The 25,893-nt window shown below is 72.1% G+C and carries 19 protein-coding genes and 1 pseudogene; 9 read left to right on the top strand and 11 right to left on the bottom strand.

Features of this window, described 5'->3' with window-relative positions; genetic code table 11:
* Positions 1–46: 46 nt before the first annotated feature.
* A complete protein-coding gene (locus ACIBBB_RS01110; RefSeq protein WP_398977420.1) occupies positions 47–1,213 on the top strand; it encodes a cation diffusion facilitator family transporter in 1,167 nt (388 codons plus the stop codon).
* Between the two features lie 344 nt (positions 1,214–1,557).
* Positions 1,558–2,610 (top strand): hypothetical protein, encoded by a 1,053-nt coding sequence (locus tag ACIBBB_RS01115; protein ID WP_398977422.1) that lies wholly within the window; start codon positions 1,558–1,560, stop codon positions 2,608–2,610.
* Positions 2,611–2,759: 149 nt separating this feature from the next.
* Here ACIBBB_RS01115 and ACIBBB_RS01120 read toward each other — a convergent pair whose 3' ends face one another.
* From ACIBBB_RS01120 to ACIBBB_RS01140, 5 genes are all read right to left on the bottom strand, one after another.
* Positions 2,760–3,926 (bottom strand): aminopeptidase P family protein, encoded by a 1,167-nt coding sequence (locus ACIBBB_RS01120; protein WP_398977424.1) that lies wholly within the window; start codon positions 3,924–3,926, stop codon positions 2,760–2,762.
* Between the two features lie 180 nt (positions 3,927–4,106).
* Positions 4,107–4,517, bottom strand: a complete 411-nt coding sequence (locus ACIBBB_RS01125) for a VOC family protein (RefSeq protein WP_398977426.1) — start codon at positions 4,515–4,517, stop codon at positions 4,107–4,109.
* 65 nt (positions 4,518–4,582) lie between these two features.
* Positions 4,583–4,981 (bottom strand): helix-turn-helix domain-containing protein, encoded by a 399-nt coding sequence (locus ACIBBB_RS01130; RefSeq protein WP_398977427.1) that lies wholly within the window; start codon positions 4,979–4,981, stop codon positions 4,583–4,585.
* Between the two features lie 55 nt (positions 4,982–5,036).
* Positions 5,037–5,594: a DoxX family protein gene (locus tag ACIBBB_RS01135; RefSeq protein ID WP_398977429.1), complete on the bottom strand. Its 558-nt coding sequence runs from the start codon at positions 5,592–5,594 to the stop codon at positions 5,037–5,039.
* 284 nt (positions 5,595–5,878) lie between these two features.
* Entirely contained in the window at positions 5,879–6,349 is a 471-nt protein-coding gene (locus tag ACIBBB_RS01140; protein ID WP_398977431.1) for an ATP-binding protein, read from the bottom strand.
* 190 nt (positions 6,350–6,539) lie between these two features.
* On the opposite strand from ACIBBB_RS01140, the gene ACIBBB_RS01145 reads away from it, so the two are divergent.
* The 3 genes from ACIBBB_RS01145 (at position 6,540) to ACIBBB_RS01155 (ending at position 10,374) form a co-directional block, all read left to right on the top strand.
* Positions 6,540–7,409 (top strand): helix-turn-helix domain-containing protein, encoded by an 870-nt coding sequence (locus ACIBBB_RS01145; RefSeq protein ID WP_398977433.1) that lies wholly within the window; start codon positions 6,540–6,542, stop codon positions 7,407–7,409.
* 261 nt (positions 7,410–7,670) lie between these two features.
* Positions 7,671–8,783: a ribosome small subunit-dependent GTPase A gene (gene rsgA / locus ACIBBB_RS01150; protein WP_398977435.1), complete on the top strand. Its 1,113-nt coding sequence runs from the start codon at positions 7,671–7,673 to the stop codon at positions 8,781–8,783.
* A 130-nt stretch (positions 8,784–8,913) separates the two neighbouring features.
* On the top strand, positions 8,914–10,374 hold the full coding sequence (locus ACIBBB_RS01155) for a bifunctional transcriptional activator/DNA repair enzyme AdaA (RefSeq protein ID WP_398977437.1): 1,461 nt from the start codon (positions 8,914–8,916) through the stop codon (positions 10,372–10,374).
* Here the strand turns inward: ACIBBB_RS01155 and ACIBBB_RS01160 are convergent.
* The gene (locus ACIBBB_RS01160) at positions 10,344–10,718 is read right to left on the bottom strand and encodes a PPOX class F420-dependent oxidoreductase (protein ID WP_398977438.1); all 375 of its coding nucleotides are present in this window, start codon (positions 10,716–10,718) and stop codon (positions 10,344–10,346) included. The two genes, ACIBBB_RS01155 and ACIBBB_RS01160, sit on opposite strands and share 31 nt — an antisense overlap.
* A gap of 80 nt (positions 10,719–10,798) precedes the next feature.
* Here ACIBBB_RS01160 and ACIBBB_RS01165 point away from each other — a divergent pair, with 80 nt between their 5' ends.
* Positions 10,799–11,800, top strand: coding sequence for an ArsR/SmtB family transcription factor (locus ACIBBB_RS01165; RefSeq protein WP_398977439.1), 1,002 nt, complete (start codon positions 10,799–10,801; stop codon positions 11,798–11,800).
* Between the two features lie 99 nt (positions 11,801–11,899).
* Here ACIBBB_RS01165 and ACIBBB_RS01170 read toward each other — a convergent pair whose 3' ends face one another.
* Positions 11,900–13,309, bottom strand: a complete 1,410-nt coding sequence (locus tag ACIBBB_RS01170) for an N-acetylmuramoyl-L-alanine amidase (protein WP_398977441.1) — start codon at positions 13,307–13,309, stop codon at positions 11,900–11,902.
* A gap of 248 nt (positions 13,310–13,557) precedes the next feature.
* Between ACIBBB_RS01170 and ACIBBB_RS01175 the strand changes: the two genes are divergently transcribed.
* On the top strand, positions 13,558–14,388 hold the full coding sequence (locus ACIBBB_RS01175; RefSeq protein ID WP_398978754.1) for a M23 family metallopeptidase: 831 nt from the start codon (positions 13,558–13,560) through the stop codon (positions 14,386–14,388).
* A gap of 54 nt (positions 14,389–14,442) precedes the next feature.
* Here the strand turns inward: ACIBBB_RS01175 and ACIBBB_RS01180 are convergent.
* The 3 genes and pseudogenes from ACIBBB_RS01180 to ACIBBB_RS01190 all read right to left on the bottom strand — a co-directional run.
* Positions 14,443–16,788: pseudogene (locus ACIBBB_RS01180) on the bottom strand (glycosyl hydrolase family 95 catalytic domain-containing protein); the annotation flags it as partial.
* A 142-nt stretch (positions 16,789–16,930) separates the two neighbouring features.
* Positions 16,931–17,413: a DUF456 domain-containing protein gene (locus ACIBBB_RS01185; RefSeq protein ID WP_398977443.1), complete on the bottom strand. Its 483-nt coding sequence runs from the start codon at positions 17,411–17,413 to the stop codon at positions 16,931–16,933.
* Between the two features lie 192 nt (positions 17,414–17,605).
* Positions 17,606–18,622, bottom strand: coding sequence for a helix-turn-helix domain-containing protein (locus tag ACIBBB_RS01190; protein ID WP_398977445.1), 1,017 nt, complete (start codon positions 18,620–18,622; stop codon positions 17,606–17,608).
* A 463-nt stretch (positions 18,623–19,085) separates the two neighbouring features.
* On the opposite strand from ACIBBB_RS01190, the gene ACIBBB_RS01195 reads away from it, so the two are divergent.
* Both ACIBBB_RS01195 and ACIBBB_RS01200 read left to right on the top strand, forming a co-directional pair.
* On the top strand, positions 19,086–20,747 hold the full coding sequence (locus tag ACIBBB_RS01195) for a protein phosphatase 2C domain-containing protein (protein ID WP_398977447.1): 1,662 nt from the start codon (positions 19,086–19,088) through the stop codon (positions 20,745–20,747).
* A 95-nt stretch (positions 20,748–20,842) separates the two neighbouring features.
* Positions 20,843–22,591 (top strand): pyruvate dehydrogenase, encoded by a 1,749-nt coding sequence (locus ACIBBB_RS01200; RefSeq protein WP_398977449.1) that lies wholly within the window; start codon positions 20,843–20,845, stop codon positions 22,589–22,591.
* A gap of 40 nt (positions 22,592–22,631) precedes the next feature.
* Here the strand turns inward: ACIBBB_RS01200 and ACIBBB_RS01205 are convergent, their stop codons facing one another.
* Positions 22,632–25,739, bottom strand: coding sequence for an alpha-mannosidase (locus tag ACIBBB_RS01205; RefSeq protein WP_398977451.1), 3,108 nt, complete (start codon positions 25,737–25,739; stop codon positions 22,632–22,634).
* Between the last annotated feature and the right edge of the window lie 154 nt (positions 25,740–25,893).

A 25,893-nucleotide genomic window follows, 5' to 3' on the forward strand; every position in this document is an offset into this window, starting at 1 on the left:
ACCACCCTGCCCGGTCCCACCGCCCGCGCGTCGGAAGGCCACCGCCATGAACGACCCGCACGGAGACGGGCACGGACATGCCCACCCCCACGGAGACGGGCACGGACATGCCCACCCCCGCGGACACGCCCACCCTCGCGGTCGCGGCCACCACCCGGTTGACGCCCACGGGGCAGCGCGTGGCGGGCGCCTCGCCCACTGGCGGCACAAGGCCGGTCACCTCCTCACCCCCCACTCCCACGAGTCGGCCGACAAGATCGACCCCGCCCTCGAATCGTCGGCGAAGGGCATGCGCGCGCTGTGGGTCTCGCTGGCCGTTCTCGGCGTGACCGCGCTCGCGCAGGCGGTGGTCGTCATCCTGTCCGGCTCGGTGGCGCTGCTCGGCGACACCGTCCACAACGCCGCCGACGCGCTCACCGCGCTGCCGCTCGCTGTCGCGTTCGTCCTCGGCCGGCGCGCGGCCACCCGCAGATTCACCTACGGGTACGGGCGGGCCGAGGACGTCGCCGGCATCGTCATCGTGCTGACCATCACCGCCTCGGCCGTGTTCGCCGCGTGGACGGCCGTCGACCGGCTGTTCGACCCGCAGCGCGTCAGCTATCTGCCTGCCGTGGCCGTCGCCGCCGTGGTCGGCTTCGTCGGCAACGAGTGGGTCGCCCGCTACCGCATCCGCGTCGGGCGCGAGATCGGCTCGGCGGCCCTGGTCGCCGACGGGCTGCACGCCCGTACCGACGGCTTCACCTCACTCGCCGTCCTGCTCGGCGCGGGCGGCGCCGCGATCGGCTGGCGGCTCGCCGACCCGATCGTCGGTCTGCTCATCACCGCCGCGATCACGCTGGTCCTGCGCGACGCCGCCCGTGAGGTGTTCCGCCGCGTCATGGACGCCGTCGATCCCGCGCTCGTGGACGCCGCCGAGCTGGCCCTGCTGGACGTCCCCGGCGTACGGGCGGTGGGAGAGCTGAGGCTGCGCTGGATCGGGCACCGGCTGCGCGCCGAGGTCGCGGTCGTGGTGGACGGCGACCTGACCGTACGTCAGGCGCATGACGTCGCGGTCACGGCGGAGCACGCGCTGCTGCACGCGGTACCCAAACTGACCGCCGCCCTGGTCCACGCCGACCCGGCCGCCACCGCCGGCGAGGCCGACCCGCACGCGGCGCTGACCCACCACGCGCCGAGCCGCGGCCGTGGTCACGCCCCTGCCCATGTCGCCTGAAGTGCATGACATGTGACGATGTGCCAGGTCTGTCATGCCCGATGCGGAGATCTCTCCCTCTCTGAGCCCTTGTCGGTTACATGACACCCTCACTAGCGTGTGCCGGGTTCCATCCCCCACACGAGGAGACCGGCATGAAGGACCGAGCGAGACCCAGGTACCGACGTCGGATCACCGCGGCCCTTTCTCTGCTCGCCTGCGTAGGTGTGGCTGTCGCCACACCACCGGCCGGAGCGGCCGACGGCCAGAAATCCACGCGCGTAGCACTCTCGCCGATCTCCTGGTCGGCGGATCTGACACGCATCACCTCCGACGACGTCAACGTCCGTTACACCAAAGGTGCCTTGAGCGTCCGAAGCACCACTTTCCGTCCGGCGTCCGCGGAGGCCGGTGAAGGCTACGGCACCCAGGTGCTCGCCCCCGAGGAACTCGACGGTCCGGTCGACCGGGTCAGCGCCGAACTGGTCGCCGACACGCCCGCGGACGCCGGAGCCGAGGTGGTCGTCGACGTGCGCGGACGCTCCGCGCAGGGCGGCTGGACCGAGTGGATACCGGCGGACCGGGGCCCCGCGGTGCTGCCCCGCGCGGTCACCACCGTCCAGGCCCGGATCACCCTCTGGGACAAGGAGGGCGAGGCACGCGTCCGGAGCCTGCGGCTCTCCGCCGAGAAGGGCACCGCGCCCCGGACCGCCGCGGGCGCGACCGCCGTCACCGCCCGGGTCTTCGCCACCCGCGAGGGTCTCGTGGGCCGTACGACCGCCAACGGGCATGTCATCCAGCCGAACGACCACTTCGTCGCGCTGCCCTCGCGGCGGGGCCTGTCGCCCAACGGCAGCGGCCAGTACTCCGTGCAGGTCTGCGGGCCCGCCCGCTGCGAGACCGCGCCGGTGTGGGACGTGGGGCCCTGGAACACCAAGGACGACTACTGGAACCCGTCGCCGACCCGGGAGATGTTCAAGGACCTGCCCCAGGGCAAGCCCGAGGCGCAGGCCGCCTACGAGGACGGCTACAACGGAGGCCGGGACGGTTCGGGCCGTGTCGTTCTCAACCCGGCCGGTATCGATCTCGCCGACGGCACCTTCTACAACGTCGGCCTGAACGACAACGGCTGGGTGACGGTCACCTACCTCTGGACCGGCGACCAGACGGGCAAGTCGTTCCCCACGTGGGGAACGGACGTCCGCATCCGCCAGCAGGCGACCACCGCCTCGGCCGAGGTGGCGAGGCTGCCCGGCCCGACGACGGTCAACGTCAAGTGCCAGGTCCACGGCCAGCGGATCACCGTGGACGGCATCACCAATGACGGCTGGGCCTACCTGCCCGCCTTCGGTGGCTACATCTCCAACATCTTCATCGACGTGGTGGAGTCCTGGCTGCCCGGCGTACCGAACTGCTGAACCGGGCGGGGGTACTCGGGGCCGTTCATCAGCGGCCCCGAGTACCCCCGCGCACCGGGCGCGTCACCCTGGGGCCTGTCCGCCGGACAGGGCCCAGGGCGTGTGGTGGAAGTAGCGTCGTCCGCCCGCAGGGCGGGGCTCACGACGCCCTAGCCGACCACGGCCAGGCCCCGCTCCGTCGTGTTGAGCCGCCGGCCGCCCGCTTCGGTGACCGTCACGATGTCCTCGATCCGGACGCCGAAGCGGCCCGGCAGATAGATACCGGGCTCCACGGAGAAGCACATACCGGGTACGAGAGGCAGTTCCTCGCCCTCGACCATGTAGGGCGGCTCATGGGTGGTGACGCCGATGCCGTGGCCGGTGCGATGGATGAAGTACGCGCCGTATCCCGCGTCGTCGATCACCGCGCGGGCCACCCGGTCCACCTCCTGGCAGGCGATGCCCGGCCGTACCGCGTCGCAGGCGGCCTGCTGCGCCGCGCGCACCACGTCGTGTACGCGGCGCTCCTCCTCGGTGGGCTCGCCGACATGGACGGTACGGGAGGTGTCGGAGCCGTAACCCTGGCAGAGCCCGCCGAAGTCGAGCACGACCATGTCGCCGTTCTCGATGACCCGTTCACCGGCCTCGTGGTGCGGGTTGGCGCCGTTGGGGCCGGAGCCGACGACGGTGAAGTCGACCTGGGAGTGGCCGAATCCGCGCAGCAGACCGGCGAGATCGGACGCGACCTCGGTCTCCCGGCGGCCCGCGAAGGGCACCTTTTTGATCTCCTCGTACGCGGAGTCGGCCGCCGCTCCCGCCGCCGCGAGCCGCTCCACCTCCCGCGCGTCCTTGACCGCGCGCAGCATCGGAAGCGCGTTCGTCAACGGCGTGTACGAGGAGCCGGGCAGGGTCTCCTGGAGGCCGATGAGATGCAGGGCCCAGGTGTTGTCGCTGATGCCGTAGCGGCCGGTGGCGCTCAGCGCGGGCGCGGTCACGGCGTACGGGTCGACGCCGTCGGCCCAGTCCCGCAGGGTCAGCGCGGGCGCGCCGACGGCCTTCGCGGCGTCGGGCGCCTCCAGCTTGGGCACGACGAGGACAGGGGCGGTGTCCGGGGTGAGGACGAGCAGGGTGAGCCGCTCGGTGTCGGCGGGCGGCCGATAGCCGGTGAGCCAGACCATGTCGGGCCCCGGCGCCACGAGGACGCCGGCCAGCCCGGCGGCCGTGGCGTCCCGCACCGCGCGCTCCATCCGGGTGCGGTAGTCGTCGGCGGTGAAGGGGGCCGGGGCCGCCGGAGCTCCGGCGGCCGGTTGTGCGGTGGATGCGTCGCTGCCTGTCATACGGCCATCCTGCCGCCGCCCCGACCCGCCCCGCGACCCCCGACCCGCAGTCGACCCGGGACCGCTCGATCGACAGCCGGCGCCTGACGGCCGGAGGTACGGGGGCGTTGTGCCGGCTCAGTGGACAGGACACGGTCACCCACCGATCACCCGCGTCAACAACCCTCAGGGCCAATACACCTAGAACTTCGGCTGGGTGAAGCGGATGTTGTTGCCGAACGGGTCGCGGAGGCCGCAGTCGATGCCGTACGGGCGGTCGGTGGGCTCCTCGGTGAACTCGACGCCGCGGCCCTTCAGCGTCTCGTACGTCCCACGGCAGTCGTCCGTGGTGAAGATGAGCGAGCCGCCCGTCGCGCCCTTGGTCACCAGCTCACGGACCTGCTGCGCGGTCTCCTCGGACATCGCCGGAGGGCCCGGCTTCTCCAGCAGGATCTGGCGGTCGGGGTGGCCGGGGACGTTGACGGTCAGCCAGCGCATGAAGCCCAGGTCGGCGTCGGTGTTGACCTCCAGGCCGAGCGTGCCGACGTAGAAGTCGAGTGCCTCGTCCTGGTCGAGGACGTAGATCTGCGAGTGCGTGATTGCGTTGAACATGGTCATCACGCTACGGCCCGGACCGGACGAAAACTTGTCCAGAACTGCTCAGTATTGGGAGACGGTCAGGTGCTCGGCCGCGTCCACGCCTTCGTGAAGCACGTCGGTACGTATCCGGTGGCCGCCACCGCCTCCTTGCGGTACGTCCTCGGCGGCCGGCCCACGATGTCGTGGAAGGTGCGGCTGAAGGTCGCGGGACTGGAGAAGCCGACCTCGTAGCAGATGTCCGTCACGCTGCGGTCCGTCTCCCGCAGCAGGAACATCGCGCGCTCGACCCGTCGGCGCTGAAGGTAACGGTGCGGGGTCTCGCCGAACGTGGCGCGGAAGGTCCGCGTGAAGTGCGCCTGCGACACATGGGCGATGCGGGCCAGGGCGGGTACGTCCAACGGCTGCGCGTAGTCACGGTCCATCGCGTCGCGTACGCGCAGCATGCGGCGATTGGTCTCTTCCACGGCGCGGCTCACCACGCCATCACACCACGGTCACCCCATCGCTCCCGCGCCGCTGCCCGGACTGGCCCTACGCGCTCGCGGCACCGTTGTCCGCGTTCGTCGCCGCGATGCCGCGCCTCTCCGCGAGCACCGCGATGCGGCGGCTGACCACGACGGTCGCCGCGGCCGCGCTCAGCGCGAAGGCGACCATCAGGGTGCCCGGCCGGTCCAGTGTGTGTCCGGTGAAGTGGTCGAGCGAATAGCGCCCCGGCCCGGTGATACCGAGAGCGGCGGCGACAAGGCCGACGAGAGCGGGGTGCTCGAAGCCGCCGGAGTGGGAGAAGAATCCGGCGGGAGCGTGCACCGAAACGGCCCCCGACATGGCACCGGCCGCGGCGGCACCCGCCGCCGGGGTCGCCAGTCCGAGGACGAGGAGGGTGCCGCTGGCCGTCTCGCCGACCCCCGCGGCGATCGCGCTCTCCCGCGGCGGGGTGAAGCCGATCTGATCCATCGCCTCGGTCGTGCCCCGGATACCGCCCCCGCCGAACCAGCCGAAGAGCTTCTGCGAACCGTTGGCGATCAGGACACTGCCGACTCCGAGTCGGAGGGCGAGCAGCCCGATGTCCCTGCGCTGGGTGAAGGACATGAGGTCCGGCCTTTCCGTGGGCGAGAGAAGCGAGGTCTGCTTCCCAGCTTCAGGCGGCACCACGCGACGCGCACGCGCTGCGCCGCCGCCGGAGGCACGCTCCAGGGCGTGTGGTGAAAGTCCCGTCCGGCTCACCGGCCCGGCACGCGCGCTCGTGGAGTTGTCTTCAGTCGCCCGAGTACGCCCGGTCCGTCCACCACGCCGATCCTCCGCCTCGCGATCGCACGCACCAGCCGCCGTCAGCCCCGCCCTGCGGGTGGACGACGCCACTTTCACCACACGCCCTAGGGGTGGTCTACGGCGTGGTCCGCCGCGTGGGTGTGCAGCCGGGCCCAGAACGTGGTCGAGTTTCCCCCCTCGTACCCGTGGGCCTGGGCGAGCGCGGCGACGATGGACAGCCCCCGGCCGCTCTCCCCGGCGTGTCCCAGGTCCTGCTCGGGACCCGTCGGGTAAGGGATGTGGCCATGGTCGCTGACACTGATCGTCAGGGCGCCACGGCCCAGGTGGAGCCCCCGGTGGAGCGCGACGTGCACCGGACTTCGACCGTGGCGGAGCGCGTTGGTCACCAACTCGCACACCACGAGGACGGCGTCGTCGACGGTGGCCCGCGGCAGCCGCCACCGCCGCAGCACGCCGGCGGCCCTCCGGCGGGCATCGGCGGCGTGCGTGAGATCGGCGTCCGGGAGACACCAGACGTGCCGGTCCGTGGTGGGGGGCGGGCTGAGGGTGGCGCGCTGAGCGGCCAGAATCTCCATGATCCTCTCCTGGGAACGAAAATCTCCAGCTCCCACACAAACGCCTGCCGCCACTTCGGGGAAGGGCGTGAGGGTGACCGGACACCCCGGTGTCCGGTCTCTCAGCGCGCCGCCACGGCCACGGAGAGGCACCATGGAACGGGCGTATCGGCACCGACGCCGCCGGTGGCCCGCGCCCGGAGGTGGCGAGATGGGGAAAGCGGAGCTGCCCCCTCAGTCGGACATGCAGAAGATCATGCGTACGTGGCGGGCGCGCCGGAATCTGGAAGACGTTCCCGGAATGAAGGATCTGTCCCGGCACCGGCACCGCCGCGGCCGGCTCACACAGTCGATCATGGCCGACCTGCTCGGAGTGGACGAGCGGCACTACCGGCGCCTCGAACACGGCGAGGGGCGGATCAGCAAGGACCTGGTCAGGGACTGCGCCCGGATTCTGGACCTGAACCCGGCCGAGGCGTCCGCCCTGTACGTGTGGTCCGGTCACCAGCCCCCGAGGACGGTCGTCCCGGAACACCCCGACGTCCCGGACGACCTGCTCGACCTGCTGCACCGCATCGGCCACGGCGCCTACTGGAGCGACGACACCTACACCGTTCTCGCCTACAACTGCCGCGCGGCCTGGCACTGGCCCTGGATGCAGCGCCCCGGCGCCAACGTCATGGAGGAGCTGCTCGCCCCCTTCTCCCAGGGACGGGAACAGTGCCGGCAGTGGGAGACTCACTGGGCGCCCTACATGGTCGCCGAGCTGCGCCGCAGCTCCGTCGTGGACTCCGAGCACGACCCGATCCAGCGCGTGGTGCGCCGTGTCCGGCGCTCGGCCGAGGTGCGCCGGCTCTGGGACGGCGACGAACGCGCGGAGATGAGCCTGCACCCCTACGGCACGGTGCGCCCGATGGTCCTGCCGCTCACCGGCCGGGTCCATGTCTCGGTCCAGGCACTGGCCCCACTGGCCCACCCGGGCCTGCGGATGATCGTGGGCATCCCGGTCGACCTCACGGAACCGGACCTCCCGGTGGGCCCGCCGCCCCCGCCACGGCCGACCTACGCGGAGCCGCGCTGAGCCGCCGGGCGCGGAGCCGCGTTAAATGGGTGGCGGGCCCGCTGGGGGAGGCGCTAAGTTCCCACGTGTTCCGAGGGGCCGGTGCGGTCCCGTTGGCCGTGTGTGTGACCGGGAGGTGTGTACCGATGGCTGTCTCCGTGACGGGCCTTGCCCGCGATCAGCGACTCGTTCATCTCACCTCCGTGGTCTCCGGCTGACCTTCCTCTCTTCTCGCGCCTGATCGGCGCCTGCGCCGGGGCCACCCTTGTGAAGGGTTTCCCCTTGTCTTTCTCCCTTGCCTCTTCCGAGGCTTCCTCCGCCGCTCACCCGCTCGCCCCGTACGGCTGGGACGAGGGCTGGGAGGCGGAGTTCACCCCGTACGCCGCGCAAGGCCTGCTGCCCGGTCGGGTCCTGCGGGTCGACCGGGGCCAGTGCGATGTCGTCACTCCCGGCGGCACCGTGCGGGCCGACACCGAGTTCGTCGTGCCGCGCGACCCGCTGAAGGTCGTGTGCACCGGGGACTGGGTCGCGGTCGACCCGGGCGGTGATCCGCGGTACGTGCGGACGCTGCTGCCGCGTCGTACCGCCTTCGTACGGTCCACCTCGTCCCAGCGGTCCGAGGGCCAGATCCTCGCGGCCAACGTCGAACACGCGATCATCGCCGTATCGCTCGCCGTCGAGCTGGACCTGGGGCGGATCGAGCGCTTCCTGGCCCTGGCCTGGGAGAGCGGTGCGCAGCCGCTCGTCGTGCTCACCAAGGCCGACCTCGTGCCGGATCCGACGGGGCTGTCGTATCTCGTCGACGACGTCGAGACAACGGCGCCCGGTGTGCGGGTCCTCGCTCTCAGCGCGAACACGGGAGAGGGCGTCGACGTGCTGTCCGCCGTCGTCTCAGGGAGTACGAGCGTGCTGCTCGGTGTCTCCGGCGCCGGGAAGTCGACCCTCGCCAACGCCCTGCTCGGCGAGGACGTCATGGAGGTGCGGGCCACCCGTGACGTCGACGGGAAGGGCCGGCACACGACGACCACCCGCAATCTCCTCGTGCTGCCCGGCGGTGGCGTCCTCATCGACACCCCTGGTCTGCGGGGCGTCGGGCTGTGGGACGCCGGGCAGGGCGTGGGGCAGGTGTTCGCGGAGATCGAGGAGCTGGCCGAGGGGTGCAGGTTCCACGACTGCGCCCACGGCAGCGAGCCGGGCTGCGCCGTGCTCGCCGCGCTGGCCGACGGTTCGCTGCCCGAGCGGCGGCTGGAGAGCTACCGCAAGCTGCTGCGGGAGAACCAGCGCATCGTCGCCAAGACCGACGCCCGGCTGCGGGCCGAGATCCGGCGCGACTGGCGGCTCAAGGGCGCGGAGGGCCGCGCGGCCATGGAGGCCAAGCGCGGGCGTATCCGGTAGCCGTACCGGGTGACCGGGGCGGGGCCGGACCCTTCGAACGGAGGATCGGGCCCCGCACCGGCGCCCCCGACCACCGCGTCCGAATACCGCGAGTGTGCGTCGCCGGGCGCGACGCACACTGGATGGTGTGATGGACGAAGAGACCAGGTACGAGGCGGTGGCCAGCCGCGACGCCCGATTCGACGGCGCGTTCTTCTTCGCCGTCGAGACCACCGGCATCTACTGCCGGCCCAGCTGTCCGGCGGTCACCCCCAAGCGGAAGAACGTTCGCTTCTACCCCACCGCCGCCGCTGCCCAGCGCAGCGGCTTCCGCGCCTGCCGCCGGTGCAGGCCCGACGCCGTGCCCGGGTCGGCGGAGTGGAACGTACGCGCCGACGTCGTCGGCCGCGCCATGCGGATGATCGGCGACGGGGTCGTGGACCGCGAGGGCGTGCCCGGCCTGGCCGGGCGGCTCGGCTACAGCGCCCGGCAGGTCCAGCGCCAGCTCACCGCCGAACTCGGCGCCGGGCCTGTCGCCCTCGCCCGTGCGCAACGCGCGCACACCGCCAGGACGCTGCTCCAGACCACCGCCCTGCCGGTCACGGAGATCGCCTTCGCCGCCGGATTCGCGAGCGTGCGGCAGTTCAACGACACGATCCGGCAGATCTACGCCCGTACGCCGAGCGGCCTGCGCGCCGAGTCCGGCAGCGGCATGAGCGGCACGACCCGCACGCGCGCCATGAGCCGCACGGGCGCCACGAATGGACGCCTCCCCGCCGCGCCCTCCCTCGCCGGTATCCCGCTGCGGCTCGCCTACCGCGGCGCCTACGCGGCCCGCGAGATCTTCGACCTGCTCGCCGAGGAGGCCGTCCCCTCCGTCGAGGAGGTCATCGGCGAGCCCGGCGCCCGCACCTACCGGCGTACGCTGCGCCTGCCGCACGGTCCCGGGGTCGTCTCGGTCGACGAATCCCTCCCGCGGGCGGGCTCCGCCGCGGGCGTCCGCTCCGGCTGGCTGGAGGCCCGGATCCACCTCACCGACCTGCGCGACCTCACCACCGCCGTACAACGGCTCCGCCGGCTCCTCGACCTCGACGCCGATCCGTACGCCGTGGACGAACGCCTCGCCGCCGACCCCCTCCTCGCGCCGCTCGTCGCCGCCCGCCCCGGACTGCGGGCGCCGGGCACCGCCGACCCCGAGGAGTACGCGCTGCGCGTGCACGCGGGTCCCGCCGGGGCGCGGCGGCTCGTCGCGGCGTACGGGGAGCGGGTCGAGCGCCCCTGTGGCAGGCTCACCCGGCTCTTCCCCGCGCCCGCCGCCCTGATGGACGACCCGGTGGCCGGCCCGCTCGCCACCGCGCTCGCCGACGGCACCGTACGGCTCGACAGCGGAGCGAGCCGCGACGAGGCCGAGCGGGCGCTGCTCACCGTGCCGGGAGTGACCGCCCGCACGGCGGCGCTCGTCCGGATGCGCGGCCTGGGCGATCCGGACGTGGCACCGTCGGCACCGGACGGCGATCCGGGTCCGGCGCCGTGGCGGCCGTGGCGTTCGTACGCCGCCTGGCACCTGAAGGTCCGGGGCGGTCAGACCGGATCGTCCAGCCCCCAGCTGTGAATCTTCCGCGGGTGGATCCGGATCAGCTCCTCGCTGAAGTGCGGCCCCAACTCGTGCGGTCCCGTGAGCAGTTCGGCCTCACCTCGGATGTCCACGCCGCGCACCTTCCAGGGCTTGAGGCTCACGATGTCGTCGACCACCAGCGCCACCAGGGGGTTGGCCTGGAGGTTCCGCCACTTCTTCGTGGTGCCCAGCGCGTAACCGCCGATCAGGATCGTGCCGTCCGCCTGCGGGAAGAAACCCACCGGGTTGGCCTGCGGCTGGCCCTTCGGGTCGACGGTGGCCAGCCGGCCCAGCCGCTGGGAGGAGAGATACAGGCGCTCGGCCTCGCTGAATTCGGTCATGACTCCAGCCTCACACGTCGGCAACCCCGGCCCCGCTAGAATCCGGGCCTGACCGCACAGGCTTTCCGGGGGAGTCCAAGGTGCTGCGAGTCGATCTCCGTGGACGGCAGCTCAACCGGCTGCGCGTGGCGGACGGAGCGGACGCTCTGTGGGAGGCCGCGCTCAGCCTGCATCTGCTCCAGAACCAGCACGTCCCACCCGCCTTCGCGCCCTGGCGGCGCGAGGTCCGCACCGCCCTGGAACGCGCCGGACTCGCCTCGGCCGTACGGGAGTTGATGCTGCTCTGCCCCTCCGCCGAGTACTTCCCCGACTTCCTCACCCCCGGCCGCGGCGAGCTTGACCTCGACATCGGTGTGGACCGTCTGCTGTCAACTCCCCGCCGCCGCCTGGTCGCTGATCTCGCGCGGCTCTACGCGCGCAGACCTGGGCCGGTCCCGGCCACCGTACGGCGGCTCTCCGAGGGCGATGTGGAGGCGCTGCGCTGGCTCGGCTCCACGCTGCGGCGCTACTACTCCGTCGCCGTGATGCCGTATCTGCCCGCCATCCGTGCCCAGGCCGCGGCCGACCGTTCCCGCCGCGCGGAGGCGGCGCTGGGCGGGGGAGCGGAGGGGCTGCTGGCCAGTTACGAGGAGATGCCCGGCTGGCGCTGCGAGGAGGGGATCCTGCGTACGCCGTACCCGGTCAGCCGCGAACTCCAGCTGTCCGGGCAGATGTTGACCCTGGTGCCGGGATTCTTCTGCGTCGGTACGCCACTGGCCCTGGTGGACGACGAGCTTCCCCCGGTGCTGGTCCACCCGCTCTCCCCGGCGCCCGGTTGGCTGGTGCGCTCCCGGCTGGGTGAGGCGACACCGCCGGTGGCCCAGCTGATCGGCACCTCGCGCGCCCGGCTGCTCGAACTGCTCGACCGGCCGATGACGACGACGGGTCTGGCGGGGGCGCTGCGGATGGCTCCCTCGACGGCGAGCCGCCACGCCTCCGTACTCCGCGAGGCCGGTCTGCTCACCTCGCACCGGCACGGAAACCGGATGATGCACCACCGCACCCAGCTGGGCAAGGCCCTGCTGGACGGCCCTGCGCCCTGAGGGGCGGTGGTGCGTCAACGGTGGTGCGTGAGCGGTGGCGCGTCAAAGGTGGTGCGTCAACAGTGGTCCATGGTGGGTGTTACGTGGTGCGCCGCCCGGTCAGCAGGTGGGCACGCCCGGCAGCCACGAGTCCGAGACATCGATGAAGATGTTCGAGATGTAGCCGCCGTAGTCCGGCAGATAGGACCAGGCGTCGTTGCTGTAGCCCTGGTAGCTGACCAGCTGTCCGCGCTTCTGGCACTGGACCTTGACCGATGTCGGCCCCGCCAGGCTGGCGACCTGCGCCGAGGTGGTCGTCGCCTGCTGACGGATGCTCACGCCGGTGCCCCACGTCGGGAACGAGGTGCCGGGGCCGGGGCCCGGGTCACCGGTGCCGCCGTTGACGAGCGACATGTAGTAGGTCCAGTTCCAGTTCGCCCCGGGGTCGGTGTGGTCGTTGCCCGGTACCTCGCTGTGCCCGACGATCCCGGTGCGGGTGCGCGGGATGCCGTACTTCGCGGTGAGGTGGCGGGTCAGCGCGGCCGACGACCGGTACATCGAGTCGGTGAACCAGGACGGGTCGGCGACGAAGCCCTCGTGCTCGATCCCGATGGAGCTCGCGTTGGCCGAGCGCGCGTGCCAGGCGGTGTTGGCGTCGCGGACCATCTGGGTGACCTGGCCGTCCGAGGAGCGGATCACATAGTGCGCGCTCACCTGCGAGGACGGGTTCTGGAACCAGCTGATGGAGCCGGCGTACGACCCCTGGGTGACGTGGACGACCACCTTGTTGACCGCCGACGTACGGCCGGTCTGGTAGTTCGACGTGCTCGCCGGGACCCAGAGGGCCGCCGGGTAGTCGTCACTCAGCACACCGAGGTCGGAGGCGATGCTCGCGTACTTGCCGCGGTCGGGCGTCACCTTCCGGGCCTTGACGAGAACCTGCTCGTTGCCGGCGGCCTGCGCGCGGAGCCCCTTGTTCAGCAGGTCGTACGCGGTGTCCGCGTACAGCCGCGCCGTCCGGTCGTTCGCCGCGGCGCCGTACTCGGCGGCGACCGGGTACCACTCGGCGAGCGAGTCGCGACCGGTGGCGTCCAGACCCTGCTCGTCGGCGACGGCGCGCAGGACGGCGGCGGCGCCGCGGATGTTGGTGGCAGTGTCCTTCTTCAGCTCGGCCACGGACTCGCCCGTGAGCTTCGCGGCCCGCTCCAGCGTCTTGTGCTCCGGCTGGCTGACCAGGTGCATCACGCCGTAGCCGTTCGCCTGACTGGGTCTGCCGCCGTGACCGTCGAGGTGCGTCTCGCCGTATCCGACGGCGACGAGCAGATCACGGGGTACGTCGTACTCGGCGGCGGCCTTCGAGAACGCCGTGTTCATCACGCCGGTGCCGGTGCCGGTGCCGGTGTCCGGGCCGGCGCCTCCGCCGGGGTACGGGGCGGCGCCCGCCGGCTGGCCGGTGAGGGCAAGCGACGCGGCGACCACGGTGCCGAGGAGTACGGCCCGGCCGCGCTTCCAGCCTGTCATCAATGTCATCGGTCTTCTCTCCGCTCTGTCGTGCGCGGGTCCTGGACCTGCGCGCACTAGTGGGGGCAAGGCGGGTGAGGAACTGTCAACTCCGCAATGGTGGAGTGCCGACTTGTCAGGAGCAAGACATTTCATCTCCGACGAAAGGCGCCGTCCAGTCGTTGTGACCAGAAGCGCCCGTCGCTACTTTTGCCGGGTCTCGCAGCGGTCGTGGCTCGCCGCCCGACCGGCTGCAACCCCCACACCCGGGAGCATTCGTGACCCGTCTCAGACGCCTATCGACCACATTCGCCGGTGCGCTCCTCGTACTTGTCGGGATGCTGACGGTACCCGCTGGAGCGGCCGAAGCGGCCGAAGCAGGCGCCTCCGACACGGCCGCCGCGGCCGCGGGGCCCAACTTCAAGGCCCCCTACCCGTGCGGCCAGCGGTGGACCTACAGCCACCACTCCGCCGAGGTCCGCCGCGCGCTCGACTTCGTACGCGCCGACGGCGGCACCACCAACGGCACCCCGGCCCTCGCGTCGGCCGCCGGTACCGCGACCCGGCACAGCCAGCCGAGCGGCGCCGGCAACTACATCTCCATCGACCACGGCGGCGGCTGGAAGACGTACTACTTCCACCTCGGCTCCTACTCGGTGGCCAGCGGACAGGTCGTCAACCAGGGCCAGCAGATCGGCACCACCGGCTCCAGCGGCAACTCCTCCGGCCCCCACCTGCACTACGAGCAGCTGCTCAACGGCGTCGGCCAGAACATCGTCATCAACGGCGGCGGCCTCCCCTACCCCGGCAGCTACAACCAGCACTACCTCACCAGCGACAACGGCTGCGGCGGAGGCGGCGGCACCCCCTTCATGACCTGGGGCACCGGCGTCAGCGTCCGCGCCGACGCCCGGCTGAACGCGGCCATCGTCACCCGGCTGCCCGGCCCCACCAGCGTCCACGTCCTCTGCCAGAAGCAGGGCGACACCGTGAACGCCGAGGGGTACAGCAACAACTGGTGGAGCAAGCTGCGCGATCAGGGCGGCTTCATCTCCAACATCTACATCGACCACCCGTCGGCCCAACTGCCGGGCGTGCCCATCTGCTGACGGTACGTCAGCGGATCGGCACACAGGCGCACGAGCGGGACCGGCGGCCCAGGAGGGCAGACCCCACCGAGCCGCCGGAGCGTTCGGTTCGACCGGCCGGATACGGAGGGACGGCCGGTCACCGGCCGCGGTGATCAGGGCCGCGTCCCCCTCGCGCAGCGGGATCCGCAGCGCCCCGCCGGCCGCCTCCTCGTACGCGATCGGCCGGCCCCACCGGTCACGCACATCGACCGGGCCCTCGATCCCGTGCTGTACGACGCACGGCGCGCCCGCCTCGCTGGTGATCCTGACCCAGCGGGTACGGCCCTCCTCGCGGACCGCGCTCAGCAGGAAGGCGCCCTGCGTACGGAAGTCGTGCAGCACCAGCTCACGCCACTCGGCGGGCACCGCCGGGAAGACCCGCACCACACCGCCCCACGACTGGCAGAGCATGTCGTGCACCGACTGGGCGGCCGACAGCGGGGTCTCGATGACCGGGCCCGACTCCTTGTACATCGTGTTGGGCTGGATGAAACGGGTCATCAGCTCGCCCAGATGCCCCAGCGCGTCCTCGCCCTTGCCCAGCAGGGCCGACATCGAGGCGGCTCCGGTGAACGTGTAGCCCTGGAGCGCGCCCTCGAAGCTGATCCAGTGCGCGAGTGAGGTCTCGATCAGCGCGCGCTCCTCGGGCGTGCGGCCGGTGATCTCGTAGAGCGGATAGACCGCGAGCAGATGCGAGTAGTGCCGGTGCGACTTGGCGAACGGCACCTGCGCGCCGATCATGAAGCCGTTCCTGTCCGTCGGATACGGCACGAGCCTGGCCAGGACCTCCTGCCAGCGCGGCGCCAACGGGTCGTCGGCGCCCAGCAGTTCGGCGGAGTCGAGCAGCGTCCGGCAGCCCCAGCGCAGCAGCATCAGGTCGTAGGTGCAGTCCGTCGAGTTGACCCCGTACTCGGGCGACGACGTCGCCGGCAGATGCAGCTTGCCGTCCGGTCCGGGGGTCAGGAAGTGCAGGTAGTAGTTGACGGCCCTGCGCAGCAGCGGGAACAGGACGTCGCGCAGGATCGACTCGTCCATGGTGTGCCGGTAGCTGAGCCATACGTTGTGCAGCGCCCAGGTGAGATTGCCGACCTCGGGCGTGGGCGGGTCCTGGCCGGGGATGCCGACGCCGAAGCCCTGATCGGGCGGGGTCGCACCGCCGTTGACCAGACCGGCGTCGGTGGTACGGGGGACGGCGGCCGAATCGCCCCGGTAGGGCGCCGGGACCTCCGCCGTGAGCCGGTCCCGGAACTCGCCCAACGCCCGTGTGACGGCGTCGAGTTCGAGATGGTTGGAGCCGTGGATCAGCCAGTACTCCAACTGCACGTTGAGATTCCACCAGGTGGCCGGCCAGGGCGTGCTCTCCAGCCAGGGCCCGCACGTCGCCATCACCGGCGCGTCCTTGCGGGCGGCGGAGGCGATCTTGTAGAGCTGGATCCAGTAGAAGCTCTGCAGCCGCGCGTCGGGCAGCGAGAGGAAGCTCTTGCGGTAGAAGCGCTGCCACTGCACACGGTGTGGCAGGACGAAGAGGTCGTACGGCGCGAGCGCGGCGCCCCGCACCGTACGCAGCGCCTGGTCGCGAGCCGTCGTGCCCGGGTGGGAGTGGGCCACCGACACGTACAGGGTGCGGCTGCCGTGGCGCTCGCGGTCGCGCCAGGCGGTGACGTGCTGGCCGCCCGCGAGCAACGGCTGGACGGCGGCGGTCAGTTGACCGAGCGCGTCGCCGTGGTCCTCGATCACGGCGGGCGGATTGGCCTCGTACCCCTCGGGGATCGGCTTGTGCGCGGCCCGTGGGCTGATCGACTCCGCAGGGTGGAAGACCCAGCGGAAGCCCCGCTCGCCCCGGCTCGGGATGACCTCGACCGCCAGGACGGACGTCGAGGTGTGGACGAACGCGCGCAGCCGCAGCGTGCCCCTGTCGGTGGTGAGCGTGCCGGTCAGCTCGGCGTCGCGGAGCCGCAGTCGCCAGTCGACACCGGTGATCGTGCCGACGGGCTCCAGGGTGAAGTGCCCGACGGGCAGCCGGGCGAGACCGAAGAGGGAACCGAACTCCGGCCGGTGGTCCTGCACTTCGGAGTGCTGCACATTGAAACGGACCGCGTTCCTGTCCGGCTCGGCGTAGATGCCGGAGCCGAGGAAACCGTTGCCGATGAACGGTCCCTCGAACCAGGTCGTGGGCATCCTCCGCCAGATGGGGTCGGCGTCGTCGAGGACCCGGCGCCAGCTGTCCAGCGCCGCGTGCGGTTCGACGGCGGCGGCCGGTGACGCCGCCCGAGAGTCTTCCGCCTGCGCGGGGACGGCGGCCACGCCCCCGGCGACGAGCGCGCCGCCGATCGCGGTGCCGCCGGCGAGTACGTCCCTTCGGGACGGGGTCGTTGCCATGGCGCCTCCCGGCAGTTTGACGGCTCGGACTCCCTTGATGCATCGATTCATCCGAGCTATTCACTGACGGAAGGTAGAGGTGGGGCGGAGGCGCGTCAATACGGTGGGAGAGATCCGATGTGTACGGGGGTGGGGCGTGCGTTCAGCCCCAGACCGTCGCGCCGAGCCACGTGCCCATCACGAGCAGGCAGCAGAACAGCTCGACCAGTACCGGGTAGCCCGCGTTCCGCATCACCGTGCGCGTCGATGCCCAGCCGTCCCGGTGGCTGCCCAGCCGTGCGCGCTCAACCCCGTAGATCCCGCCGACGAAACCCACCACCGCGCCCACCACCGGCACCACGAAGAACCCCACGATCCCCGCGAGCCCGCCGGCCAGCAGCGTGCGCCGCCGCGTCCCCGTCGCGTGCGTGCGTCTGGAGGGCAGCAGGGGTCTGAGTGCCTGGTTGAGCAGCAGCAGCGCCGTGGATCCGATCAGTACCGTCCAGGCGGTCCCCGAGGTCTCGCTCAGCGCCCACCAGACCACGGCGGCCCAGACGATGGCGGGCCCCGGCACGCCGGGAATCAGCACGCCGACGACGCCCAGCAGCATGACCAGAGCCACCAGCACGAGCTGCCACACGTCCATCTGCCCAGGGTGCAGGATCCCGGGGCGAGCGGCACGCGGGGCGGGACCCGGCCGCTGCGCCGAGCCCGCTCGGGCGAGCCTGGCCCGCGACGCACCGCACCAGCCGCCGCGGGCCCCGCCCGGCGGGCGGACGGCGCTGCTTCGCGGACACGCCTTGGGCCGATCCGCCGGGCCGAGTCCGGTCGAGCCCGCTCAGGCGCGCAGGTCGCGGGCCACCCAGCCCTTCTCGTACGCGTGCCAGCCCAGCTGGAGCCGGGTCGTCACCCCCGCCAGCTCCATCAGGCCCTTCACCCGGCGCTGCACGGTCCGCAGCCCCAGATCCAGCTGCTTGGCGACGCTCGCGTCCGTCATCCCCGCGAGCAGCAGCGAGAGCACCTCCAGATCGGTCTCGTCCGGCCCCGCGACCGCGTCCTCCGTCACCGTCGCACCGTCCCGGCCGGCCCCGCCCACACCCGGGACCAGACGCAGGGGCAGCGCGTCGCGCCAGACCGCCTCGAAGAGCCCCGACAGGGACTCCAGCAGCCCGCTGGCGTGCACGACCAGGGTCGCCGGCTCCGCGGCGCCCGCCGTCAGCGGCACCATCGCCAGGGTCCGGTCGGCGATCATCAGCTTCGTCGGCACCCGGTCGACGACCCGTACCTGTTCGTCACGGCCGAGAGCCGCCGACAGCTCGGTGATCCCGTCGGGCAGCGAGAGCACCTCACGCTCGATCACCACGCGGTAGCGGACGCCGCGCGTCACTGCCCGCTCCTCGGACTCGTTGTCCACCCCCGACACCACCACCGGCCTGCCGGTGACCAGCGCGCGGATCTCCTCCGTCGCCCCCAGCTGGAGCTGGTGGAAACGGTGCGCCACCGCGCTCGCACCCGTCACCACCTCGACCAGATCGTGCACGGCCGGCCCCGCCGACTCGGCCCGGTACTCCTCCGCGAGCAGCACGGCCGCCAGCTCCGCCCGCTCCAGCTCGTGCCGCTGCTGGGTGAGCAGCGCGCCCAGTGCCACGGCGGGCGGCGCGGCCACCCAGCGCCCCGTCCGGGCCGACGACTGCGCGGCCAGCCCCTGCTGCTCCAGCCTGCGCAGCGCGCGCTCGGTGTCCTGCTCGGGTATCGCGAGCCGGTGTGCCAGATCGGCGGCCTCGGCGGCGCCCAGCGCGACCAGCGCGCGATACGCCGACTCCTGTCTCTCGTCGAGACCTATTGCTCCCAGCACCCCTCGAACCCCTCCCCGGACGTACGTTCAAACCCGGCCACCGGTGGCGGATACCGGCCACGGCGTAAACCCGCCGCGCACATCATCCCCGCATCACGCGCCACTCTGCCAATGTGGCGACATTGCCGGATCAACGGACCCCAGGGATATGCCCGGGTACCGGGTGGGTGGGCCGGCCTTCGTATACCGGATAAGCTGACTACCCGGACGTTCCCGTCGAACCCCGACGAGTCGCTACGATTCGAATCGGCGTACGGATCCTCGTACGGTCGTTTCCGGCCCCGAATCCCGGTCGGCGCACCTGGTGCGCTCCGACCTGCCGAACGTCCGCCGGGCGTCCTTCCCGTGGGGGGTGGGGCCGCCCGGCGGACTTGGGCCGCGTGGCCCCGACGTCATCCCGCCCGGCCTCTTATTTTTCGTGCTGTCCCGTTTTCTGACGCCCCGTGCGGTCGACAATAGGAGCATGAGCCAGCAGGGGGACCGGCCCGCCACCGCCGACGACTGGTGGGACCGGCTGTACGACGAGTCCGCACCCGACACCGGTCCCGCCGAGACGCGGGACGACACCATCGACGACCGTTTCGACTCGGCGGCGGACACGCTCGGCGGGCGGTACGGGCAGGCCGTCGACGCGCTCGACGTGGACGACGAAGATCCGGGAGACGAGGACGACGAGGACGCCGGGGCCGTCGGCGACGGTCCCGTCTCGCGGCCCCTGGCCTGGTGGGAGGCGCGCGGCGCCTACCCGGTGATCCAGGCGCCCGAGCCCCCGCCCGCACCGGCGCCCCCGGCCCCGCGGCCCACGATGGCGGACGCCCCGCTCGCGCCCCCGCCTCCGCCCCCGGCATCGAACCCCGTCGCGCCGCCGCCCCGCACGCCCCGCACGCCCCGGCCACGGGCGCCCTGGGAGCCGCCGTCCCCGGCGTTCAACCCCAGCGACGCCCGACCGCTGCCGGGCGCCGTCGGTCCGGCGCCCCCGGCTCCCGCACCCGTACCCGCGCCCGCCGCCCCCGCGCCGAAACCTCCCGCCCCGCCCGCCGACACGGCCCCGCCCCGCGACCCGCGCGCCCCGGCCGCCCACGAGCCCCCGTCCCCGCCCGCGCCCGAGCCGCCGTCCCCGCCGGCTCCCGCCGCCCGCCCCGGCCATGTCGGCGACAGCCCGCCCACCTACGACGCCGAGCCCACCGCGCTGCCCACGAGCCGGGCCGACGCGCTCGGGCAACTCGTCGCCGACACCGTGCTCGACGGCGCCCGGTACGGCACGTACACCCTCCGCGCGGCCTCCACGCGCGGCGATTCGGCGCGCTACCGGGGCGAGCCCCGGAGGGACGCCCTGCTCACCGCCCGTTTCGGCACCGGCCCGAGCGCCCTCGTCCTGGTCGCCGTGGCCACCGGAGCCCGCGCCACCGAGGGCGCGCACCTGGCCGCCGCGGACGCCTGCCGGTGGATCGGCGGCGCCGTCGGCCGCAGCCACAGCCGGCTCGCGGAGGACATAAGAGCGAGCCGCCGGGGTGACCTGAAGTCCGGACTGCACCGGCTCACCGACCGCAGCTACGGCAAACTGCGCGCCCGCGCGGGGGAGTTGGGCCGCGAGCCGGACGAGTACACCGCGAGCCTGCGCTGTCTGCTGCTCTCCGCCGACCCCGACTGCCGCACCCGCGTCTTCTTCGGCGTCGGCGGCGGCGGGCTCTTCCGGCTCAGGAACGGCGCCTGGCAGGACCTGGAGCCGCTGGTCCCCGAGCCCGCCGACATCACGGGCGCACCGGTCCTCGGCTTCGGCTCCGCGCGCGCCGACGCCCTCGCCGAACAGACCTCCGAGGGCGACCGCCTCACGATGGACCTGGAGATCACCAAGCCTCCCGGTCCGCTTGTGGAGGCACCCGTGCCGCCCCCGCCGGAGCCGTTCCGCTTCCGCGCCTCGGTGGCCCGTCCGGGCGACACGCTTCTGCTGACGAGCGTCGGCCTCGCCGAGCCGCTGCGCGGTGAACCGGGCCTGGGCGACGAACTGGCCGCCCGCTGGGCCTCCGGCGAGCCGCCGGGGCTCGCCGCGTACCTGGCGGACGTGGGTGTGCGGGTGAAGGGTTACGCCGACGACCGTACGGCCGTGGCGGTCTGGGAGGCGTAACGGCGCGGGGCATGGGTTGATGGACAGCGGGTACCGGAGGGGCCCCGGGCCGAGACCACACGCCCCGGCCCCGGACAGCAGAAGGGCACGCTTCCATGGCCAAGCAGAATGTGGCGGAGCAGTTCGTCGGCATCCTCGCCCGCGCGGGCGTGCGACGGTTGTACGGAGTCGTCGGCGACAGCCTCAACCCCGTCGTCGACGCCATCCGGCGCAACGCGGCCATCGACTGGGTCCAGGTCAGGCACGAGGAGGCGGCGGCCTTCGCGGCGGGCGCCGAGGCGCAGATCACCGGCAAGCTCGCCGCCTGCGCCGGCTCCTGCGGCCCCGGCAATCTGCACCTGATCAACGGTCTGTACGACGCGCACCGCTCCATGGCCCCGGTCCTCGCGCTCGCCTCGCACATCCCCACCAGCGAGATCGGCCTCGGCTACTTCCAGGAGACCCATCCCGAGCGGCTGTTCGACGAGTGCAGCCACTACAACGAGATGATCACCAACCCGCAGCAGATGCCCCGGCTGGTCCAGACGGCCATCCAGCACGCGGTCGGCCGGGGCGGTGTGAGCGTGGTGACCCTGCCCGGCGACATCGCCTCCCGGCCGGCCCCGACGAAGGCGATCGAGCACGCGCTCGTCACCTCCCGGCCGACCGCGCGGCCCGGCGACCTGGAGATCGACAAACTGGTCGACATGATCGACGACGCGGACCGCGTCACGCTCTTCTGCGGCAGCGGCACGGCGGGGGCGCACGCCGAGGTCATGGAGTTCGCCGAGCGGATCAAGTCCCCGATCGGCCACGCCCTGCGCGGCAAGGAGTGGATCCAGTACGACAACAAGTTCGACGTCGGCATGAGCGGACTGCTCGGTTACGGCGCCGCCTACGAAGCCACCCACGAGTGCGATCTGCTCATCCTGCTCGGCACCGACTTCCCGTACAACGCCTTCCTGCCCGACGGCTCCGACGTCAAGATCGTCCAGGTCGACGTCCGGCCCGAACGCCTCGGCCGCCGGTCGCAGTTGGACCTCGCGGTCTGGGGCGACGTACGCGAGACGCTGCGCTGTCTGACGCCCCGGGTACGGGTGAAGGACGACCGCCGCTTCCTGGACAGGATGCTCAGGAAGCACGCCGAGGCGCTCGAAGGCGTCGTCAAGGCGTACACCCGCAAGGTCGACAAGCACGTCCCGATCCACCCCGAGTACGTCGCGTCCGTGCTCGACGACGTCGCCGACGACGACGCCGTGTTCACCGTCGACACGGGCATGTGCAACGTCTGGGCCGCCCGCTATCTGTCGCCCAACGGCCGCCGCCGCGTGATCGGTTCGTTCAGCCACGGCTCGATGGCCAACGCCATGGTGCAGGCGATCGGCGCGCAGTTCGTGGACCGGGAGCGCCAGGTCGTCTCGATGTCCGGCGACGGCGGCTTCACCATGCTCATGGGCGACTTCCTCACTCTTGTCCAGTACGAACTGCCCGTGAAGATCGTCCTGTTCAACAACTCCTCCCTCGGCATGGTCGAGCTGGAGATGCTGGTGGCCGGTCTGCCCTCGTACGGCACCACGAACCACAACCCCGACTTCGCCGCCATGGCCCGCGCCGCCGGGGCGTTCGGCGTCCGGGTGGAGAAGCCCAAGCAGCTCGCGGGCGCGCTGAAGGACGCCTTCAAGCACAAGGGCCCGGCTCTGGTGGACGTCGTCACCGACCCGAACGCCCTGTCCATTCCGCCGAAGATCAGCGCGGACATGGTGCAGGGCTTCGCGCTCTCCGCCGGAAAGATCGTGCTGGACGGAGGGGTGGGCCGCATGGTGCAGATGGCGCGCTCCAACCTGCGCAACCTGCCGCGGCCCTGAGGGGGTGTCCAAAGACACCCCCGGCCCCTCCCCGGACCCCTTACGCGGGCGTGAACCGCAGCGTGAGGATCTGGAACGGCCGCAGCGCGACCCGCAGACCGCCCGCCCCCGTCCCCGCCTCGTGCAGCGGACGCTCCAACAGGTCCGTGACGTGCGCCTGTACGACGGGGAATCCGGTCCGCAGCATCGCCGACGCCCGGTTCCCGGCCGACTCGTAGAGCCGTACCACCACATCGCCGCTGCGGTCCTCGGCGAGCTTCACCGACTCCACCGTGATCGCCGGGTGATCGACCGAGACCAGCGACGCCGTCGGAGGCGCGACCGCGACCCGCAGCGGCAGATTGAGCGCCAGGCCCTCCCGGACCGCGTCCGTCACCTCGGCACCGGGCACCAGTGCGTAGCTGAACTTGTGCGTGCCCAGATCCGTCTCCGGGTCCGGGCTGTGCGGCGCCCGCAGCAGCGTGAGCCGTACGGTCGTCCCCACCCCCTCGTCGTGCGCGGCCCGCGTCACGTCGTGGCCGTACGTCGAGTCGTTGACCACCGCCACGCCATAGCCGGGCTCCGCGACCCGCAGCCAGCGGTGCGCGCAGATCTCGAACCGGGCCGCGTCCCAGCTGGTGTTGGCGTGCGTGGCGCGGTGCACATGCCCGAACTGGATCTCGGCGGTGGACCGCTCGGCCTGCACGTCCAGCGGGAAGGCCGCCTTGAGCACCTTCTCCGACTCCTGCCAGTCGATCTCGGTGACCACGTCCACGCGCCGGCTGCCGGCCGCGAGCCGGATCTCCTGCACGATCCACGACGAGCCGAACGTACGGACCACGCGGACCGTCGCCCGCAGCGGACCCTGCTCCACCAGTTGCACGGACTCCGCCTTCGTGAGGTCGGTGTGCCGGCGGCGGTAGTGCCGGTCGATGTCCCAGGCGTCCCACTGGTTGGGGTGGTCCGGGTGCAGCTGGAGCAGATTGCCCCGGCTGCCCGGCGCCAGGACCTCACGGTCCGCCGCCAGATCGCGCACGGAGGTGAGCAGGCCGTCTCGGTCGACGGTCACCCGCAGCAGTCCGTTGTCCAGGGTGATCACGTCCGAGCCCGCGGAGCGTGTCGTGACGTCCGTGGTCCCGCTCGCCGGCTCGGCGGCGGCCAGCCCCGTCGCCCCCAGCGCGGGCACCCGCACGGCCACCGCCGACCGCCCGTGGCCGTTCAGCGCCTGCACCGCGCTGCCCTCGGGGATGTCCGCCGTGTCGGCCTCGACGATCTCCGTCCGCTCGTACGGCGAGGTGTTGAGCACCGCGGTACCGCCGCCGCCGAGCGCCGCGACGGCCGCCGCCGTGATCTCCGTCAACTCATCGCGCACCGCCGCGTAGGTGTCCCTGGCCTCCCGGTGCACCCAGGCGATGGACGAGCCCGGCAGGATGTCGTGGAACTGGTGCAGCAGGACCGTCTTCCACAGCCGGTCCAGTTCCTCGTACGGATACGCGTACGACGGGGTCCGCAGCGCGGCGGTCGTCGCCCACAACTCCGCCTCCCGCAGGAGGTGTTCACTGCGGCGGTTGCCCTGCTTGGTCTTCGCCTGCGTCGTGTACGTCGCCCGGTGCAGCTCCAGATAGAGCTCGCCCGACCAGACCGGGGCCTTCTCCCCGTACTCCTGCTCGGCGGCCTCGAAGAACGCGGCGGGCCTCTCGATGTCGACGCGCGGCGAGCCCTCCAGGGACTTCAGCCGGCGCGCCTTTTCCAGCATCTCGCGGGTGGGACCGCCGCCGCCGTCGCCCCAGCCGAACGGGACGAGCGAGCGCGAGGCCCGGCCCTTGTCGGCGAAGTTCCGCTCGGCGTGGGCCAGTTCGGACGCGTGGAACTGCGCGTTGTAGGTGTCGACCGGCGGGAAGTGCGTGAAGACGCGGCTGCCGTCGATGCCCTCCCACCAGAAGGTGTGGTGCGGCATTTTGTTGGTCTGGTTCCACGACAGCTTCTGGGTGAGGAACCACTTCACGCCCGCCAGCTTGGCCAGTTGGGGGAACGCGGCCGTGTAGCCGAATGAGTCCGGCAGCCAGATCTCCTCCGTCTCGACCCCCAGCTCCTCCCGGAAGAAGCGCGTTCCGTGCACGAGCTGCCGGGCCAGCGCCTCCCCGCCCGGCATGTTCGCGTCCGACTCCACCCACATCGAGCCCACCGGGGACCAGTTGCCGTCCGCCACGGCCTTCTTGATCCGCTCCCAGATGTGCGGCTGGTGCTCCTTGACCCACGCGTACTGCTGCGCCTGCGAACAGGCGAAGACCAGCTCCGGGTACTCCTCGGCGAGCGCGGTGACATTGGCGAACGTCCGCGACGCCTTCCGCACGGTCTCGCGCAGCGGCCACAGCCACGCCGAGTCGATGTGCGCGTGTCCGGCGGCGGAGACACGGTGGGCGCTGGGAGAGGCGGGGCGGGACAGGACCTCGGCCAGCTCGGCGCGGGCCGCGACCGCCGTGCCCGCCACGTCGTGCAGGTCGAGGGCGTCCAGCATGTTCTCCAGGGCACGCAGGATCTCGTGCCGCCGCGACCGGTCGGCGGGCAGCTCCGCCATCAGCTCGGACAGCACCTCGATGTCGAGCACCAGATGCCACACGTTCTCGTCCAGCACGGCGATGTCGGCGGCGGCGAACGTGTACAGCGGGCTGTCACCGGCGGTCCGTACGTCCCCGAGCGCCGAGGGCATGAAGTCGCCCGGCATCGACGGGTTCGCCGCCGCTTCGAGGAGCAGATGGACCGCCTCACCGCCCGCGGCCGGGTCGCCGACCGGGACGTGCCGGTTCCGCGGGTGCACCCCCTTGATGGGTACCCCTGCCGCGTCGTACACCATTCCCTCGGCCTGGAAGCCCGGCCCCTCGCCGGTGAATCCCGGGTCGATCACGACCTCCACGCGCCGCCCCGCGTACTCGTCGGGGACGATTCCCTCCAGCCGGAACCAACTCGTTGACCAGGGCGGCCCCCAGGGCGTACCCGTCTCGAACGGCGTGTACATGCCCTGCAGAGCCTGTCCCACGGGCACCGGTTCGCCCGGCACCTCCCAGACGGAGAGGACCAGCGGCGTCCTGGCCGCGTACTGCGCGGGGCGGATGAACTGGCGCAGGGCGCGCTCCAGTCGGCCCTCCACCAGGGTGCGGTCGTCGTGCATCAAGGCTCCTCAGTTCTACGGCTCAGCCTTCCGGAACGGCAGACTCCAGGGGTCCGGCCGATCTCGCAACCCCTCACTTCCCAGGAGGGGCGCCGGGCACTCGCCGTGACACCGTCCCGGATCGTCATGCGTGGCCGGTGGTGAGTGGGGCATG

This window comes from Streptomyces sp. NPDC051217, from assembly GCF_044455465.1.
In the GTDB taxonomy this organism is placed as follows: Bacteria; Actinomycetota; Actinomycetes; order Streptomycetales; family Streptomycetaceae; genus Streptomyces.